Source organism: Salinicola endophyticus (genome assembly GCF_040536835.1).
Lineage (GTDB): Bacteria > Pseudomonadota > Gammaproteobacteria > Pseudomonadales > Halomonadaceae > Salinicola > Salinicola endophyticus_A.
The window spans coordinates 222,751-235,667 of the sequence record NZ_CP159578.1; the positions used below are offsets into that span (position 1 = coordinate 222,751).

Consider the following 12,917-nt stretch of genomic DNA (forward strand, 5'->3'; position numbering starts at 1 on the left):
CTCAGGCGCACTCGCCGCCGCCGGGACGCCGCGGATAGTGCGCCGCGCCGCGGGTGTGGCGGCCGCGGCGCTGGGCGAGCAGAGCCAGTGTCACCCCGGCCAGGGCCAGCGCCATGCCGCCGAGCTGCAGCGGCGCCACGTGCTCGCCGAACATCCCCGCACTCCACGCCAGGGTCACCGGCGGCGTCAGATAGATGGCGCTGGAGACCGCGTTGACGCCGAGACGCCGCAGGCAGACGGTGAAGAAGCCGTAGCCGCCGAAGCTCGACAGCAGCACCAGCCAGCCCAGCGTCTGCCAGGTCAGCAGCGCGCTGCCGGGTAGCGCCAGGCCGCCGGCGCCCGCCGCGGCCACACCGAAGATCAGCGCCGCCGCGCTCAACTGCGCGGTCAGCGACGCCGCCAGCCCCAGTCCCGACGGGCGCCGGGCGGCGAGCACGCTGCCCAGGGTGACGCTGATCACCGCCAGCAGCGGCAGCGCATAGGCCCAGCCGGCGCCGCCTGCTCCCTGCCAGTCCCCCGCGATGCACAGCACCACGCCGCTGCCGGCCACGCCGAGGCCGAGCCAGGCCGCCGCCGGTAGCTGCTCGCGCAGCCACAGCGTGGCGATCGCCGCCGCCAGCAGTGGCTGCTGGGCGGTGATCAGCGCGGTGACGCTGGCGCTGACGCCCTCACCGATGGCGAGCACCACGCAGAGCAGATAGCCGCCGATGGTGAGGGCGCCGACCGCCATCTCGCGCAGCCAGGCCGACAGCGCCACTGGCCGCCGATCGAGCAGTCGCCACCACAGCGCGGCCAGCGCGGCGGCGATGACGAAGCGCCAGGCGAACAGGTCCAGCGCGTTCAAGGGGGCGCGGCTGGCCAGTTCGCTGCCGATGAAGCCGGAACTCCAGCAGAGCACGAAGCCACTCATCAGGACTGCGTTCAGCGTCGCGTGGCGCATGCCGACTCCTCCTCTCGTCGCGGGGTGACTGTCTCGGGGTACCCGAGTCGGGGTGATGCGGCTTGAGTCTGGACGCTATGCAGGCTTCAATGAATCGAATAAAAATCGATAAGGGTTCAATATGTTTGAAGTCGGATCGACGCTCGACCTGGAGCTGCTGCGCACTTTCCAGGTGGTCGCCCAGAGCGGCTCGCTGGCGGCCACCGCCGAGGTGCGCCACCGCACGCTGAGTGCCATCAGCATGCAGATGAAGCGGCTGGAGACCGAGCTCGACGTGCGCCTGCTGGAGCGCGGCCCGCGCGGCGTGACCCTGACTGCCAGCGGCGAGCTGCTGCTGCGCGAGGCGCAGGCGCTGCTACGGGCACACGACACCCTGGTCAGCCGCTTCAGCCGTGAGCGCCTGAGCGGGCGCGTGCGTCTGGGTATCCCCGAGGACTATGCGCGCGAGTTGCTCGACGACACCCTGCCGCAGTTCATGGCGCGCCATCCGGGCATCCTGCTCGATGTCACCACCGACACCAGCGGTCGGCTGGCGCGGGGGCTGCGAGCGCGGCGTCTGGACCTGGCGGTGGTGCTCGACCACGCCGCCGGGCTGGAGGGCGGCGAGCCCCTGTGGCACCCCACCCCGGTGTGGGCGGGGCCGGCTCAGGGTGCGCTGCACCAGGAGGCGATCGTGCCATTGGCGGTGCACCCGGCGGAGTGTCCCTACCGCCAACTGGCGGCCGATGCCCTCGATGCGGCGCGGCGGCCGTGGCGGGCGATCTTCACCAGTACCAGCATCCACGCGGTGGAGAAGGCGATCGAGACCGGCATGGCGATCGGAGTGCTCGACCGCGAAAGGGTGACCGGCGCCATGCGCGCGCTGGATGAGAGCGACGGCCTGCCTGTGCTGAGGCGTTGCGAGGCGCGCCTGCACTTCGCCCGCGCTATCGATGACGCCTCCCAGCCCGCGGTGGAAGCATTGGCGGAGCTGCTGCGTCAGCGCCTGAGTGGGCGCGGACCGTGGCAGTGGGATGCGCTGAGCGCGCGTGGCTGAACGCGTCGGTGATTCTCACAGGCCGTGGCGGTGTGGTGCGGCGGGGGCGTCCGACAGGGCGTGTCAGCGGCGGCCAACTCCCGCCAGGCGCGTTGCTTGGCGTTGTGCCGCCGCAGGCGCTGCAGCAAAAAAAGCCGCCCTGGGCAGGGCGGCGTGAAGGACCGTGACTAGCTTGATGAGGAGATAACCATGGCAGGAACCTGACATTCCTGACGTTGGTCAGTGGCGTTTGGCGACGCCACAAGTCAAAGGTAATCATTCTCATTTGTGATTGCAAGCGAAACGAGAATCTTTTTTATTTAGCTGCTCAGCCGACCCCGAGCAGCGGCAGCAGCAGTGGCAGCGAGAGCATCGCCAGCAGCGTCTGGCCGGTGATCGTCGCCGCCATCAGCTCGGCGTCGCCGCCCAGCTGGCGCGCCAGGATATAGGCGGAGGTCGCCGTCGGCAGGGCGGCGAACAGCAGCACTACGTCGCGCTCGATGCCGGAGAGACCGGCCAGCGCGGCGATGGCGGCCACCGCAAGCGGCGTGACAATCAGCTTCAGCGCGCTCGAGGTCCAGAACGCCCGCCCGCCGCGTAACAGCGCCTGCGGGCGTAGCGCCACGCCTACGGCGACCAGCCCCAGCGGTAGCGCCGCGCGCCCGAGCAGTTCCACGGCGGGTGCGCTCCAGCCGGGCAGACCGATGCCACTGAGGTTGAGCGCAACCCCCAGCAGGCAGGCCAGGATCAGCGGATTGCGCGCCAGCGCCAGGGCGCTGCGGCCGAGACTGGCGCGGCCCAGCGTGCCGCTGGCGATGAATGCCAGCACGCAGAGCAGATTGGCGGTAGGTACCATCAGCGCCACCGCGACCGCCGCCACGGTGGTGCCGGCGCTGCCGTGCAGGGCCGCGGCGCCGGCCACCCCGACATAGGTGTTGAAGCGCACCACCCCCTGGAAGAGAGAGGTGAAGGCGGCGGCATCCAGCGCCAGGCGTCGGCGCGCCAGCCACACCGCCAGCGCCAGCGCCAGCATCCCGCCGAGCAGCGCCACGCCCAGGCGCAGTACCGGCACCCGGGCGACATCGGCAGCGGCCAGGGTCGCCACCAGCATGGCGGGGAACAGCAGGTAGTAGATCAGGCGTTCCAGCTGGGGCCAGAAATCGGCGCCGGGAAAACGTGCCCAACCCAGGCCCGCACCGAGTAGAATCAGAAGGAAAAGTGGGCCGAGTGCCCCTGCGATATCGCTCATCTAGCGTCCTGAGTGTGGTTGTCGTCACGCCGCCTCGAACGCCCATGGTAGCGATCCACTGTCTCTGCCGGGAGCCCCATAACGTCCATGGCTGTCTACGACGAAGATACCGCGCGGCCACGCATGCTCACGCTGCTGATCGGTGTCACCCTGGCGACCATCGTCGTCGCCCTGTGGTATCTGCTCGACTACTACTTGCGCGAGTCCGATAGCGAGGTCACCTGGTATCCGCCGGAGCATGGCTGCGTGCTGCTCGACGGTGGCTGCCAGGCGGGGCTGGGGCTCGATTCCGGGCTGACCTATTCACTGCACGAGGCGTCCGGGCGCGACGGCCTGCGCTTCGAGGTCGATGTCTACGGGCTGGCGGCCAAGCAGGTCTACGTGGAGTTCATCGGGCGTCACATGAACATTCGCTCCCAGCGCTTCACCCTGACGCGGATGCCGGGGGAGCGCGAGCGTTTCGTCGGCTTCGGCGATCTGGGTTTGTGCAGCGGCTACGTGGAGGCGTGGCGGGCCCAGGTGGTGGTGGTCAGCAACCACGGCCTCAAGGGCAGCTGGTTCGATTTCGACAGCGCCGGGCTGGCCGATGCGCTGTCGCGGCGCGAGGCCAAGCGCAGTGCGGATGAGAAGGACTGCTTGTGGACGCAGACGCCGGCCTAGGCCAGGTCTGAAAAGTACTGCGCTTGCCCATCCGGCGTTAAAAATCGGCTCCAGATGCTCATTTATACCGCGTAAACTGGAACGCCAGCCCGGTCCGCTCTTTCGCCGATTTTTGTCTTGCCTGGACTTCGCTCGTCGACTTTTCAGACGCCGGCCTGATGGCCGGCGTCTAAAGGGGTAGGGCGGGGGGAGCGCGGCTTACTTGCCGTCGCTGCTCGTCTTGGCGTCGCTGCCTTTGGCCGCCTTGTCGCCCTTGGCGTCACCCTCGTCGGGGTTGATGCCGAGCAGTTCGACCTTGAACTGCAGCGCTTGGTTGGGGCCGATCGGGCCGCCGGTGCCGGCTGCGCCGTAGGCCAGGTCGGAAGGCACGGTGATCAGCCAGGTGTCACCGACATGCATCATCTTGAGCGCTTCCTGCCAGCCCGGGATGACCTGGCCGACCTTGAACGAGATCGGCTCGCCGCGTTTGTAGGAGCTGTCGAACACGGTGCCGTCGGGGAGTTTGCCTTCGTAGTTGACCTTGACCGTGTCGTCGTCGCTGGGCGAGGCGCCGTCACCGGACTTCAGCACCTGGTACTGCAGGCCCGAGTCGGTGGTCTTCACGCCCTTCTTCTTGGCGTTGGCGGCGAGGAAGGCTTCGCTCTCCTTGCGGTTGGCGTCGGCGACCTTCTTCTGCTCGGCCTTCTGCTCGGCGATCTTCTGCTGCTGGTACTGGGTCAGCGCTTTGCTGATCGCCTCGTCGTTCATCTGCAGCTTGTGATCGCCATAGACGTCACGAATCGCCGCGGCGAAGGCGTCGACATCCAGGTTCTTGACGTCCTGCGACAGACCCTGGCCCAGGGTGGCGCCGATGCTGTAGCTCAGCTTGGCCTGGTCGCTGTCGAGGTCGACCTTGTCCTGGGCGAAAGCCGCCAGCGGCAGCGTCATCATGCTGCCGATCGCGACGGCGGTTACCAAACGTTTCATGCAGTCTCCTTGGGGAGTCGGGGTTGAAGCCGATGCTGGCTCGGGGTGAAAACGCCTCAGGCATCGGTGTGGCGCTGCTGTTGGGACTCTAACAGCTGGGATTTGGTTCCGCATCCGGCGCGGCGGCCAGCCACAGTGCCAGTAGTGGCTGTAACGTGGCGTAAGCCGATGACGTCGTGCCGAGGTCCGTGGTCGGTTGCGCTGCCCGCGTCGGCGCGGCCCAGGCGGCGCACAGCGCCAGCGCCGCGGCGAGCGGATCGTACGGCGTCGGCGACGCGACGCGGCGGCTCGGCAGCTCGGCCAGGCGGATAAGCGTCTCGCGCTCCGCCAGCAGTTCCGCCTGCTGCAGGCGCTGGCGCAGCTCGCTCAGACGCGGGCGGGTCTCGAGCGCGGCCTTGAGCTCACGCCGGCGCTGGCGTAGCGGGCGGGTCATCGTCTCCTGCCAGTGGCGTATCTCGGCCAGCCCTTGGGTGGCGTCGGGGGCGGGTTCACGGCCGTGCTCGGCGAGCCAGGCGAGCCACAGCAGCTCGCACACGTCATAGCCGTGGTCGTCCTGCAGGCTCAGGCAGCGCGCCTGGGCGCCGGGGCGGGCGTAGCGTCCCAGGGCGAAATCCCACAGGTCGTCCGCGGCGTCGGCGGTGGTCATCGGCACTCCGTGTCGGCGGCGTTGGCTGATAGAATGAGCGCCCATTCGATGCGCTCTGGAGCCCGGCATGATTGCATTCCGCCAACTCGCCCTGCAACGCGGCACGCGCCGGCTGATCGAAGGTGCCGACCTGATGCTGCACGAGGGCCACAAGGTGGGCATCGTCGGCGCCAACGGTGCCGGCAAGTCGAGCCTGTTCGCGCTGATCCGCGGCGAGCTCGGCGCCGACGCCGGCAGCGTCGAGATCGCCGGCGGCAAGCGTATCGCCCACATGGCGCAGGAGGTCTCGGCGATCGAGCGCGCTCTGGTCGAGTTCGTGCTCGACGGCGATGTCGCCCTGCGCCAGGCAGAGCAGGCGCTGGCGGCGGCCCAGGCCGCGGGCGAGCATGACCGCGAGGCGGCGCTGCATGGCCAGATCGAGGCGCTCGACGGCTACACCGCGCGGGCCCGGGCCGAACAGCTGCTGGCCGGGCTGGGTTTCGCCCAGCGCGATCTCTACCGCCCGTTGGCGGATTTTTCCGGCGGCTGGCGCATGCGTGTGGGGCTGGCGCGGACCCTGTTCACGCCGTCGGAGATCCTGCTGCTCGACGAGCCCACCAACCACCTCGATCTCGATGCGCTCCTGTGGCTGGAGCAGTGGCTCACCCGCTATCCCGGCACCCTGATGCTGATCTCCCATGACCGTGACTTCCTGGATGCGGTGTGCGATCACATCCTGCATATCGATCAGGCGCGGCTGACCCTCTATCGCGGTAATTACAGCGCCTTCGAGCGCGCCCGCGCCGAACGCCAGGCCCAGCAGCAGGCCGAGTTCGAGAAGCAGCAGGCACGCCGCGCCGAGATCGAGCGCTTCGTCGAGCGCTTCCGGGCCAAGGCGACCAAGGCGCGCCAGGCCCAGAGTCGGCTCAAGATGCTCGAGCGTATGGAAACCATTGCCGCGGCGCGGGCCGACTCGCCGTTCCGCTTCGAGCTGCCCTGCGCCGACAAGATCTCCAGCCCGCTGCTGTCGCTGGATCGCGCCGATCTCGGCTATCCCGAGGCGCGCATTCTCGAAGGCGTCAACGTCTCGATCCTGCCGGGGGAGCGGATCGGGCTGCTCGGCCCCAACGGCGCCGGCAAGTCGACCCTGATCAAGACCCTGATCGGCGAGCTTGCGCCCCAGGCGGGCGCGCGGGTGCCGGGAGAGAACCTGGTGGTGGGCTATTTCGCCCAGCATCAGCTGGAGCACCTCGATCTCGGCGCCACGCCCTTCACCCACGTGCAGCGGCTCTCGCCCACCGCCAGCGACCAGTCGATCCGCGACTTCCTGGGCGGCTTCGGCTTCCGCGGCGATGACGTCTTCGGTGATGTCTCACGCTTCTCCGGGGGCGAGAAGGCGCGCCTGGCGCTGGCGTTGGTGGCGTGGGAAAAACCCAACCTGCTGCTGCTCGACGAGCCCACCAACCACCTCGATCTGGACATGCGCGAGGCCCTGGCCGAGGCCCTGGCCGCCTACGAGGGCGCGGTGGTGATCGTCTCCCACGACCGCCACCTGCTGCGTGCCAGTGTCGATCTGTTCTGGCGCGTGGTCGACGGCCGGGTGACGCCGTTCGATGGCGATCTCGACGACTATCACCAGTGGCTCAAGGCGCGCGAGAGCGAGCAGCGCCAGGCCGCCCGCGACGAGCGCCGCCCCAGCGACAGCGGCGACCGCAAGGCGGCGCGGCGTGCCGCCGCCGAGCTGCGCGAACAGACCAAGCCGCTGCGCAAGCGCCGCGACGCCGCGGAGAAAGCCCTGGAGCGCGCCCAGGGCGAACTCTCCGCGCTGGAGACCCAGCTCGCCGACCCCACGCTCTACGAGGCCGCGCGCAAGGAGGAGTTGACCCGGCTGGTGCGCGAGCAGGGCGAACTGCAGGGGCGGGTCGAGGCGCTCGAAGGCGAGTGGCTGGCGGCGGAGGAGGCACTGGAGACGCTCGAGGCCGAGCTGCAGACCGCCTCCTGAGGCGCGTCGCGAGCCGACTGTCGATGACTGGCGTTGACACCGCCATGACGGCGCTACACTGGAAGGCGGATTCCGCAGCCAGGTGATGACCCATGCCCTACGACAGCCGTGACGATATTCCCGAGAGCGCGCGCAAGGTGCTGCCGCCCCACGCCCGGACCATCTACCAGGAGGCGTTCAACAGCGCCTGGGAGCAGTACAAGAACCCCGAGGATCGGCGCGGCGACAGCTCCCGCGAGGAGGTCGCCCACGCCGTAGCGTGGAAGGCCGTCGAAGCCAAGTACGCCAAGGGCGACGACGGCAAGTGGCATCCCAAGGCATGACGCCACCCCGCCGGGATAAGTGCTTGTCGGGAGGTTTTGTTAAATGGTGAGAGGTTCGGCAAGCGCGATGGCTTTCCGTCCGGCTCACTCGGCGTAGATCATCTTCCTGGTCATCCCCCCATCGACGCTGATGTGCTGCCCGGTGATGAACCCTGCCTTGTCGCTGGCCAGGAAGGCCACGGTGGCAGCCACGTCCTGCGGCTCGCCCACACGTCCCACCGGGTGCTGCGTGCGGTCTATCTCGCGGTGCTCGGGCTGGCTGCGCTGCGCCGCCTTCTGCCACGGCCCGGTCTCGATCCAGCCGGGGCAGATCGCATTGACCCGAACCTCCGGCCCCAGGCTGACCGCCAGCGCGTGGGTCATCGCCAGCAATCCGCCCTTGGCTGCGGCATAGGATTCGCAGTGGGGCTCCGACTGCAGCGCGCGGGTCGAGGCGATATTGACGATGGCGCCGTGGCGCTGACGCAGCCCGGGGATGGCGGCGCGGGTGCACAGGAAGGCGCCGGTCAGATGGCTCTCCTGCCAGCGGCGCCAGTCGGCCAACGCCAGCGCCTCCAGCGGGCCGCACTCGGGGTCGGCGATCCCGGCATTGTTGACCAGCAGGTCGAAGCCATCGGCCTTGCCGTGCTCCTGCTGCCAGCCGTTGATATGCGCAAACGCCTCCTGCACCTGGAGCTCGTCGCTGACGTCGACCACCATCGCCAGTAGTGGCGCGTCGATGTAGGCCTCGTCGAGTTCGGCGACCGCTTCGGGGTCGCGATCCAGGGCGGCGACGCGCCAGCCCTCCGACAGCAGCAGCTCGACCGTGGCGCGGCCGATACCCTGGGCGCCGCCGGTGATGATGGCGAGCGGTGTGGTCATGTGTTGGCTTCCTCTGCGTGGCGGCCGTGGCCGCGTTCCCTGTGGCTATTGCCCTGTGTGGCAGCGTCGAGATGCCGCCGTTTTATGCGTGGCTGTCTGCGTGTCTGTATTTGCGACTATCTGCCTGACTGTAGTCGCGGCGGCAGCGCACCGGAGGCCGGGCGTGCCGGCATGGGGTAAACACCCTCTCAGGTCTCCAGCAGAAAGGTGACCGGTCCATCGTTGGTTAGCGACACCTGCATGTCGGCGCCGAACTCGCCGCTGGCGACCTGCGGCCAGGCAGCACGCGCCTGATCCAGCAGGTAGTCGAACAGCTCGCGCCCCAGCGCCGGCGGTGCGGCGCTGGAGAAGCTCGGCCGCAGCCCCTTGTCGGTGGCCGCCACCAGGGTGAACTGCGACACCAGCAGGAGTCCGCCCTCGGCCTGCTGCAGGTTACGGTTCATGCGTCCCTCGGCGTCGCTGAACACCCGGTAGTGGAGCAGCTTGTGCAGCAGGCGGTCAGCACGGGCACGATCGTCGTCTGCGGCGACGCCGATCAGGGCCAGCAGCCCGTGGTCGATCGCGCCGATGCGCTCGCCGTCGACCGCTACGCTGGCGTGGGTGACGCGTTGAATCAGGGCTCGCATGGTAGGGCGGGGCTCCATCAGGGGTCGCTGAACGATACCCAAGCTTAGCATCGCCCGGCGCCGACGGCAGGCCGTGCGCATGACGCGCCCGAACGGCCTCCGGGTGGGGTAAGACACGGTGTTACGTGGCAGACACCGGGCTTTACGCGCTAACCTTGGGTAAGCGCCCCGCATTCGTGGCGTCGCGCTGTGCGCCCCGGCGAGGTCTCCGGAGGACGCCGCCGACGGTGGGCACGAGGGCGGTAGCGCGGGCAACGACTCCCCTTGATAATAAGGACAACGTCATGAACTCGACTTCTGCCAAGCGCGACGAGCAGCGCTCCCGCGGCGGGTTTCTCGGGGCCCTGCTGGCGCTGGACCGGCTGCTGGGGCTGCTCGAACGCGTGGTGATCGGCGGCTGCATTCTGGCCATGGCGCTGTTGATGAGCGCCCATGTGGTCGGCAACCTGCTGTTCAGCCAGGGCATCGCCGGCACCTACGAGATCACCGAAATGCTGATCGTGGTGATCACCTTCGTCGGGGTGAGTTACGCCGCCCGTCACGCCCGCCACATCAGCATGTCCGCGATCTACGACCAGCTCGGGGGGCGCGCGCGCAAGGCGCTGCTGATCGTGATCTCGCTGGGCACGGCGCTGTTGATGTTCTACTTCTGCTTCAAGTCTTTCGAGTACGTGGTGGCGCTGCACGATCGTGGTCGCACCAGCGCGGCGCTGCACATTCCCTTCTGGATGGTCTATACCGCGCTGCCGATCGGCTTCTTGCTGGCGGGTATCCAGTACGTGCTCACCGCGCTGCGCAACATGATCAGTCCCGGCGTGTGGCGCTCGCTCACCGAGCGTGAAGGCTACGACGACAGCGTGCTGGACGACGCGGCCGCCGAGCGCGCCGCCGACACCCAACCGTGAGGGTGGCGGGGCAGGGCCGTATCATCCGACGGCTGACGCCACCAACGAAGACCACGCCAATAAAGACAATCGAAGAAGGATGCCTCTCATGCTGATGGGATTGGGCTTGATCATGCTGGTGCTGCTCCTGCTGGGCTTTCCCATGATGGTGCCACTGGCGGCCGGTACGCTTTACATGATGTTCACCGGCATGACGTTCTTCGGCCCCGATCAGGCGGTCAGCTGGATGATCAGCGGGGTCGGCAGCTGGGTGCTGGCGGCGGTGCCGATGTTCATCTTCGCCGCGGATATCCTGACCAAGGGGCACACCGCCAATCGCCTGCTCGACGTGGTCGATGCCTTCACCCGGCATCTGCGCGGCGGGCTGCCGATTACCACCGCGGCCTCCTGTGCACTGTTCGGCGCGGTCTCCGGCTCGACCCAGGCGACGGTGGTGGCGATGGGCGGGCCGATGCGCCCGCGCCTGTTGAAAAAGGGCTATTCGGACGACTTCACCCTGGCACTGATCATCAATGCCAGCGACATCGCGCTGCTGATCCCGCCGAGTATCGGCTTCATCATCTACGGCGTGGCGATGCAGACCTCGATCGGCGATCTGTTCCTCGCCGGCATTCTGCCGGGGCTGTTGATCCTGATGCTGTTCGCGGTCTACTGCTGGATCGACTCGCGGGTCAAGGGTATCGACCCCGAGCCCAGGGCGAGCTGGGGCGAGCGTGCCCGGGCGCTGAAGCGGGTGATCCTGCCCATGGGCTTCCCGCTGCTGGTGGTGGGCGGCATCTACGGTGGCTTCTTCAGCGCGGTCGAGGCGTCGGCGGTGGCGGTGGCCTATGCGCTGCTGCTGGAGGTGGTGATCTACCGCCAGGTGTCGATCCGGGATCTCGGCAGCATCGCCCTCTCCACCGGTCTGATCACCGCGGTGGTGTTCATCCTGGTGGCGATCGGTGCCGCCTTCTCCCAGGCGCTGGCGACCGCCGGGGTGCCGAATCAGATCCTCGGGCCACTGATCGACTCGATCGGCGACAATCAGTTCCTGGCGCTGTCGCTGATCGCCGCGGCGTTCTTCGTCGGCTGCATGTTCGTCGATCCGATCGTGGTGATCCTGATCCTGGTGCCGATCTTCAAGCCGCTGGTGCAGTCCGCCGGTCTCGACCCGATCCATGTCGGCGTGATCGTCACCCTGCAGGCGGCGATCGGCTCGGCGACGCCGCCCTTCGGCTGCGATATCTTCACCGCCATCGCGGTGTTCCGGCGCCCCTATATCGACGTGATCCGCGGCACGCCGCCGTTCATCGTCATCCTGCTGCTGGCGACGCTGATCCTGATCGCCTTCCCCGAGATCTCGCTGCTGCTGCCGTCGCTGGGCGGCGACTAGCGCACCTAGGGAGCCAAGGGGGGCGCGCGTCCGGCGATCCCCCTGACGGAGCCAGCTAGACGAGACGGCAAGAAAAGCGCCCCGCCAGCATGATGCTGGCGGGGCGCTTCAGGTTTTGGGTAGTTGGTGCGAGCGGCTCAGCTGCTCTGGCTGCCGTCGCCCGACTTGTCGCCGCGCGCCTTCTCCTGCTCGAGCAGGATGTCCAGTGCCTTGCCGCCACGCTCGCCGACCATATTGACGAAGTCGTCGCGGATCGGCTTGGCGAGCTTGCGGAACTCGTCGCGCTGCGCCTGATCGAGACGAATGATCTTGATGTCACTCTTCTCCTCGATGGTCTTCAGACGATCCTGGTTGAGCTGCTTCTGGATCTCGTCACCTTTCTTGACCATCTCGTGGATGGTGGCGTCGAGCAGCTGGCGCTGGTCGTCGGAGAGAGCGTCATACCAATCTTCGTTGGCGATCAGGTTGGCGATGAACTGCGACTGCTCGGCGAAGATCATGTAGTCCTGAACTTCGTAGAAACCCATGTTCTCGTGGGCCCAGACCGGCTGGATATTGCCCTCGGCCTGGCCCTGCTGCAGGGCGCTGTAGAGCTCGCCGTAAGCGATGGTGATGGGCGAGGCGCCGTAGGCCTGATAGGTCGCGCGCAGCAGGCTGTTGTCCATCACCCGGATCTGTAGCCCCTTCATGTCCGCCGGGGTATGGATGGCCTTGTTGGCGGTCCACACCTGGTAGCCCTCGGGCAGTGCCGCCAGCGGCACCAGGTCGCGTGTGCGGAACGACTGCTGCCAGGCGTCGCTCTTCATGAAGGCGTCGGAGTTGAGAATCTCGGCCGTCTCCAACTGGTCGTTGGGCATGACGTAGTTGAGACTCATCAGCTGGCTCTCGGGTACCGTGCCGCCGAGGAAGCCCGAGCCGAAGGAGAGCGGGATGGAGCCGTTCTGAATGGCATCGTAGAGCGTCGAGTAGCTCGAGCCCCAGACGCCGTAGGGCAGGATCTGTACGGTAATGTCACCGTCGCTCTTCTTTTCGATGAGCTGTTTGAAAGCCTGTGCGTATTCGTACTGCACGCTGCCTTCCGTCTCTTCGAGGCCGAATCGCCAGGTGTCGGCGAGGGCGACCGAAGCGCTGCCCATCATGCTCAGGGCCAGAATGCCGGTGGCGATATGTCGCGTCTGCATACGGATACCTCTAGTAGGTCGTTGTATTTAATCGTTCTTTCAATCCCATTTCAGAAGATAACAGGAAGCCCGAAGTGTCAAATCGCGTGACGCGATGATGGCTTCCCGTGATCGCGCTGTTTCACTGTATCACGTTAGCCGCTATCTGCCGGTCGTGCCCGGCGACGGCCACCGGGTCGCCAGGTGACCCGA

The 12,917-nt window shown here is 67.5% G+C and carries 13 protein-coding genes; 6 read left to right on the plus strand and 7 right to left on the minus strand.

The genetic code is table 11. From position 1 onward, the window contains the following. Window position 1: 1 nt before the first annotated feature. A complete protein-coding gene (locus ABV408_RS01015) occupies window positions 2-940 on the minus strand; it encodes a DMT family transporter (protein ID WP_353980697.1) in 939 nt (312 codons plus the stop codon). Between the two features lie 121 nt (window positions 941-1,061). On the opposite strand from ABV408_RS01015, the gene ABV408_RS01020 reads away from it, so the two are divergent. Further along, window positions 1,062-1,976, plus strand: coding sequence for a LysR family transcriptional regulator (locus ABV408_RS01020; protein WP_353980698.1), 915 nt, complete (start codon window positions 1,062-1,064; stop codon window positions 1,974-1,976). A 307-nt stretch (window positions 1,977-2,283) separates the two neighbouring features. Here the strand turns inward: ABV408_RS01020 and ABV408_RS01025 are convergent, their stop codons facing one another. After that, window positions 2,284-3,204, minus strand: a complete 921-nt coding sequence (locus ABV408_RS01025; RefSeq protein WP_353980699.1) for an AEC family transporter — start codon at window positions 3,202-3,204, stop codon at window positions 2,284-2,286. Window positions 3,205-3,291: 87 nt separating this feature from the next. On the opposite strand from ABV408_RS01025, the gene ABV408_RS01030 reads away from it, so the two are divergent. Next, on the plus strand, window positions 3,292-3,864 hold the full coding sequence (locus ABV408_RS01030) for a hypothetical protein (protein WP_353980700.1): 573 nt from the start codon (window positions 3,292-3,294) through the stop codon (window positions 3,862-3,864). A 198-nt stretch (window positions 3,865-4,062) separates the two neighbouring features. Here the strand turns inward: ABV408_RS01030 and ABV408_RS01035 are convergent, their stop codons facing one another. After that, window positions 4,063-4,830: an FKBP-type peptidyl-prolyl cis-trans isomerase gene (locus tag ABV408_RS01035; RefSeq protein ID WP_353980701.1), complete on the minus strand. Its 768-nt coding sequence runs from the start codon at window positions 4,828-4,830 to the stop codon at window positions 4,063-4,065. A gap of 88 nt (window positions 4,831-4,918) precedes the next feature. Then, window positions 4,919-5,476, minus strand: coding sequence for a TIGR02444 family protein (locus ABV408_RS01040; RefSeq protein ID WP_353980702.1), 558 nt, complete (start codon window positions 5,474-5,476; stop codon window positions 4,919-4,921). Between the two features lie 67 nt (window positions 5,477-5,543). Between ABV408_RS01040 and ABV408_RS01045 the strand changes: the two genes are divergently transcribed. Both ABV408_RS01045 and chaB read left to right on the plus strand, forming a co-directional pair. Then, window positions 5,544-7,457, plus strand: a complete 1,914-nt coding sequence (locus ABV408_RS01045; RefSeq protein ID WP_353980703.1) for an ATP-binding cassette domain-containing protein — start codon at window positions 5,544-5,546, stop codon at window positions 7,455-7,457. Window positions 7,458-7,549: 92 nt separating this feature from the next. Next, entirely contained in the window at window positions 7,550-7,780 is a 231-nt protein-coding gene (chaB, locus tag ABV408_RS01050) for a putative cation transport regulator ChaB (RefSeq protein WP_353980704.1), read from the plus strand. Between the two features lie 84 nt (window positions 7,781-7,864). On the opposite strand, the gene ABV408_RS01055 is transcribed toward chaB, so the two are convergent. Both ABV408_RS01055 and dtd read right to left on the minus strand, forming a co-directional pair. Further along, a complete protein-coding gene (locus tag ABV408_RS01055; protein ID WP_353980705.1) occupies window positions 7,865-8,641 on the minus strand; it encodes an SDR family oxidoreductase in 777 nt (258 codons plus the stop codon). A gap of 188 nt (window positions 8,642-8,829) precedes the next feature. After that, window positions 8,830-9,267, minus strand: a complete 438-nt coding sequence (dtd, locus tag ABV408_RS01060; protein ID WP_353980706.1) for a D-aminoacyl-tRNA deacylase — start codon at window positions 9,265-9,267, stop codon at window positions 8,830-8,832. 284 nt (window positions 9,268-9,551) lie between these two features. Here dtd and ABV408_RS01065 point away from each other — a divergent pair, with 284 nt between their 5' ends. Both ABV408_RS01065 and ABV408_RS01070 read left to right on the plus strand, forming a co-directional pair. Beyond that, a complete protein-coding gene (locus ABV408_RS01065) occupies window positions 9,552-10,172 on the plus strand; it encodes a TRAP transporter small permease (protein ID WP_353980707.1) in 621 nt (206 codons plus the stop codon). Window positions 10,173-10,260: 88 nt separating this feature from the next. Beyond that, entirely contained in the window at window positions 10,261-11,544 is a 1,284-nt protein-coding gene (locus tag ABV408_RS01070; protein ID WP_353980708.1) for a TRAP transporter large permease, read from the plus strand. Window positions 11,545-11,681: 137 nt separating this feature from the next. On the opposite strand, the gene dctP is transcribed toward ABV408_RS01070, so the two are convergent. After that, on the minus strand, window positions 11,682-12,725 hold the full coding sequence (gene dctP / locus ABV408_RS01075; protein ID WP_353980709.1) for a TRAP transporter substrate-binding protein DctP: 1,044 nt from the start codon (window positions 12,723-12,725) through the stop codon (window positions 11,682-11,684). Window positions 12,726-12,917: the final 192 nt, after the last annotated feature.